Source organism: Streptomyces sp. NPDC005728 (assembly GCF_040630895.1).
Classification (GTDB): Bacteria; Actinomycetota; Actinomycetes; order Streptomycetales; family Streptomycetaceae; genus Streptomyces.
Genome location: NZ_JBEXYL010000237.1, coordinates 1 through 3854 on the forward strand (window position 1 = coordinate 1; position 3854 = coordinate 3854).

The window sequence follows — 3854 nt, forward strand, 5'->3', positions numbered from 1 at the left end:
CGCCCACCTCATGTCACCGTTCGCCGGGGAGGGCGCCAACCTCGCCATGCTCGACGGCGCCGAACTCGGCAAAGCCATCGCCGCACATCCCGACGACATCGACGCCGCCCTCGCGGAGTACGAGCAGGCTCTTTTTCCCCGCAGTGCCCAGTTCGCCGCCGAATCCGACAAGAATCACCAGCTCGTCTTCGGCGACAACACCCCCGCCAGCCTGCTCCACCTGCTCATCGGCCAGGAGCCGACCGAGTGAGCGAGATCGCTGATCAGGAGATCGGAGCCGCGCGCGAACTCCAGCGCGGCTGCTTCGGTGGGCGCGGTCGCCACCACGCGGTGGGTGAGGCCGAGCGGCGCGAGGGCGTCGTCGAGGGCGTTGCTGAGATTTCCGCGCCACGAGACGGTGACCTGCTCAGCGGCGGCGTACTGCTCTGCGTGACGGTTTTGACGCGGGTGAGGGGGTGCCCTTGCCGCACGACGATGACGAGGCGGGTCTCGCCCACGTTCTCGGTACGGATGTCTGGTGCGCTCGGGCGGTTGGCGTTCGCCTCCAGGTCGACCTCGCCGCGCCGCAACTCGGGGGTGTCGAGGCTCGATTCCGCGACGAAGCGCAATCGCACTCCCGGCGCCTGTCCGCGCACGGCCGCAAGCAGTGCGGGACCGCTCAGGGCGACCAGGGAATCGTGCCGGCGGAGTGTGAAGGTGCGCTCCAGCGTTCCCAGATCGAGTTCACCGCTCGGCGCCAGCACACCCTTGACCTGGTGCAGCAGCTCGTGCACCTGTTACCGGATGGCGATCGCACACGGCGTCGGGGTCATCGCGCGGCTGGTGCGCACCAGGATCTGATCCCCGGTCGTGCGAATGATTCGGCCCAGACTCCGACTCATCACGGGGGCGGTGACATGCAGGCGTGCGGCCACCCCGGCCACGCCGCCCTCCTCCAGCAACGCGTCGAGTGCGGCGAGCAGGGCAAACCGAATTGCATGTGAGTAATCCTAGGCGTGCTTGACATGCATTTGAAGTTAATTACGGGGCTGCATACCGTTGAGACGAAGGCGCAAGACGGACCACACAGCTCGGCCCGACCGACCTCACCATCCCCCTCCCACACGGGAGTACCACCATGTCCGAAACGCTTCAGACCACTGACGCCGCCGCCTCCGACGCCGACCTGCTCGACCAGACCTCGGTCGCCGTGCGCGCGGCCGGTTCGGCGCTGCGCGAGCGCTTCGGCGAGGTAGTCCGCTACCAGAACCGCGAAGAGCTGATGCACGCGCTCGCCGCCAACGACGACACGGCCCTCGGCATCCTGCGCCCCCGCCTCACGCACCTGCGCCCCGACGCCGGATGGGTGGAGGACGAGCTGGACGGCGGGGCGCTGCCGCCCGGCGAATGGTGGGTCGTGGATCCGGCCGAGGCCAACGTCAACCACCTGCATGCTCTGCCGGAGTGGGCGGTGACCGCCACCCTCGTGCGCGAGAACCAGCCGGTACTCACCGTGGTCCACCTGCCGTTGACCGGCGAGACCTACACCGCGCTCACCGGCGCGGGCGCCTACCTCGACGGCCGGCCGCTGCACGTCTCCCGGACCGCGGACCTCGGCCTGAGCCTCGTGGCCACCAGCCAGGCCCGGCCCGACGAGGACAAAGACGTCGTGCGACGCGTCGGCTCCTCGATCACCGCGATGCTCTTCGACGCGCTCGTCGTCCGCACTTCCGTGCCCGCGACCCTGCACCTGCTGAACGTGGCCGCCGGCCGGATCGACGCCTTCTGGCAGTTCGCCGGTGCCCGCGCGGACCTGCTGCCCGGGGCGCTCCTCGTCACCGAGGCCGGCGGACAGATCTCCGACGCCGAGGGCCGCCCCTGGACCCCGCAGAGCGAGAGCTTCCTGGCCGCCGCGCCCGGCGTCCACGCCGAGGCCGTCGCCACCCTCTCACGCTGACCGAACACCACCCCACCCGCACACACGCGCCCGTACTCGGAGCCACGGTGGCCTGCTGGCGCGCCCGCCGGGCCCTGCTCGGCCACCTGCGATCGATCGCGACCCACCCCATGATTCTTCCGGAGATGACATGGTCAAGACTGGTTCCGAGACCAGCCGGACACCGTACGGGTACGCCGCCACGACGCCGGTGTACTTCGACGACCTCGATCCCATGGGCATTCTGCACAACGCGCGTTACGCCGTGCTGGTCGAGCGCGCCATCACCACATGGTGGCAGGAGCGCGGTGTGTCGTATGCCGGTGGCCGCCCGACCACACCCGACGCGTTCTCTGTGGTCCGCGATTTTTCGATCACCTATCTATCACCCGTGCGCGGGACCGGCGAAATCACCGTCCACTTCTGGATCGAGCGGGTCGGTGACACCAGCGTCGACTATCGGTTCCGATTGGTCTCCCCGGACGGCGAGTCAGTATTCGCCGAGGGCCGCCGCCTGTCGGTACGCCTCGATCCGGCCACCATGAAGCCCGCGACGTGGACCGACCGCGGCCGCGAGCTCGCCGCCACCCTGATCAAGCCCTGACAGCAGACCCGCGCTCAGACCCCCAGAGCCGTCCAGGCCGATAAGGCCGAGGAGAGACCTCTCGCGCGTGAAGCAATGCCGCGTGAGATGACGTTCGCGCGGGCTGCTCCCGCGACGCTGGTGGCCACACCGGCGAAATGAGTACTCACCCTGACACGAGGGCCCGGCGAACTCGGCACCCTACTTCAGCGGCGTCATCGCGCACGCCGGCAAGCATGGCTGGGTGGCCGCCTCCCGCCTGGTCGCCGGTGCTCTGCTGGTCTTGACCGTGCTCAACGCGACGGTGAGAGCCACTCCGATCTGAGTGACGTAGGCGCCTGACGGCAACTGGTGCACCTACGTCACCAACTGGGTCGCCGACAAGACCCGTTACCGGCTGAGCATCGACCCCAACGAACAGACCCCTCGCCGAACACTTGGCCGCCTGCCCCGACCAGCCCATCCGCGTCACCCTCGCCCGTTAGGGCGGCGTCGCGCCGCGCAGGCGCCGAGCAACGTCGATGTCTCGCTGCAATGCGCTGAACCGGGGAGGTTCGCGGTCGGCGTTCAGGACAACGACATGGAGTTCGTCACCGATCTGGGGCGGTGCGATGCTCTCGTCCCACCAAGACGCATGCTTCACTTGATCGATGAATCCTTGCGTGCCGTCCGATTCGACCTGCGCACCCACGGGGGCCACCGCGACCACCAGCACATCTAGCTCCTGATGATTCCGCAATTTCGTCATGAGGGGCCTCCGTAAACAGATATCCAACTTCGGCTTTGCGTAGGTTCGTTGAATCTATCGAGCTTTTCTACACGGCATCGGTCACCGGTCGGTCGAGCCAGCGGTAGTAGGGCTGTCTGGCGAGCTTCAGGACCCGGCACGTGACCGTGACGGGGACCCCGTCCACGGCCAGCTCCTTCACGAGCGAGTAGATCCTTTTCCCGGCAGATTCGCCTGCGACAGGTAAGCCGCGGCCCGGCGCAGGACCTCGTTCTCCTGCTCCAGCAGCTTGATCCCTGACGCGCGGCCCGTCGTTCCGCGTTCTCCTGGTTGGTGGTTCCGGGTTTCACCCCGTCGTCGATGTCTGCGCGGCGCATCCACTTCGACAGCGTCACCGCATGGACGCCGAAGTCGGCGGCCACCTGCTCGAGTGTCACGCCCGGGCCGCGGTTTCTCGCGACTCGCACGACGTCCTCGCGGAACTCGTCGGGATAAGGCTTGGGCACAGCGACATCCTTCTCACCCGCCCTACAGGGCAAGCCAGTTCAGATGACCTGCCCCACCATTTGGGCTCCAGGCTCGGTGGCTAACCGGCAGCCGGGATGGTGTCGTTCTCGGAGAGTAGTTCG

4 protein-coding genes and 1 pseudogene are annotated in these 3854 nt (G+C 67.8%); 3 read left to right on the forward strand and 2 right to left on the reverse strand.

From position 1 onward, the window contains the following. Positions 1-250 (forward strand): FAD-dependent monooxygenase (locus ABZ471_RS47960; RefSeq protein ID WP_359075458.1); only part of this gene is annotated, 250 nt, incomplete at its 5' end. Positions 251-258: 8 nt separating this feature from the next. Here ABZ471_RS47960 and ABZ471_RS47965 read toward each other — a convergent pair. Continuing rightward, positions 259-974 (reverse strand): annotated as a pseudogene (locus ABZ471_RS47965) (LysR family transcriptional regulator); the annotation flags it as partial. A 143-nt stretch (positions 975-1117) separates the two neighbouring features. Here ABZ471_RS47965 and ABZ471_RS47970 point away from each other — a divergent pair. Beyond that, positions 1118-1936, forward strand: coding sequence for a 3'(2'),5'-bisphosphate nucleotidase CysQ (locus tag ABZ471_RS47970; protein WP_359075459.1), 819 nt, complete (start codon positions 1118-1120; stop codon positions 1934-1936). A gap of 130 nt (positions 1937-2066) precedes the next feature. Next, the gene (locus ABZ471_RS47975) at positions 2067-2519 is read left to right on the forward strand and encodes a thioesterase family protein (protein WP_359075460.1); all 453 of its coding nucleotides are present in this window, start codon (positions 2067-2069) and stop codon (positions 2517-2519) included. Positions 2520-2979: 460 nt separating this feature from the next. On the opposite strand, the gene ABZ471_RS47980 is transcribed toward ABZ471_RS47975, so the two are convergent. Beyond that, positions 2980-3246 carry a hypothetical protein gene (locus ABZ471_RS47980; RefSeq protein WP_359075461.1) on the reverse strand — a complete coding sequence of 89 codons (267 nt, stop codon included), beginning with the start codon at positions 3244-3246 and terminating at the stop codon, positions 2980-2982. Positions 3247-3854 lie beyond the last annotated feature (608 nt).

Excerpts from the sequence above, each read along its gene's own strand:
- ABZ471_RS47970 (WP_359075459.1), top strand. The coding sequence starts at position 1,118 with ATGTCCGAAACGCTTCAGACCACTGACGCCGCCGCCTCCGACGCCGAC.
- ABZ471_RS47975 (WP_359075460.1), top strand. The coding sequence starts at position 2,067 with ATGGTCAAGACTGGTTCCGAGACCAGCCGGACACCGTACGGGTACGCC.
- ABZ471_RS47980 (WP_359075461.1), bottom strand. The coding sequence starts at position 3,246 with ATGACGAAATTGCGGAATCATCAGGAGCTAGATGTGCTGGTGGTCGCG.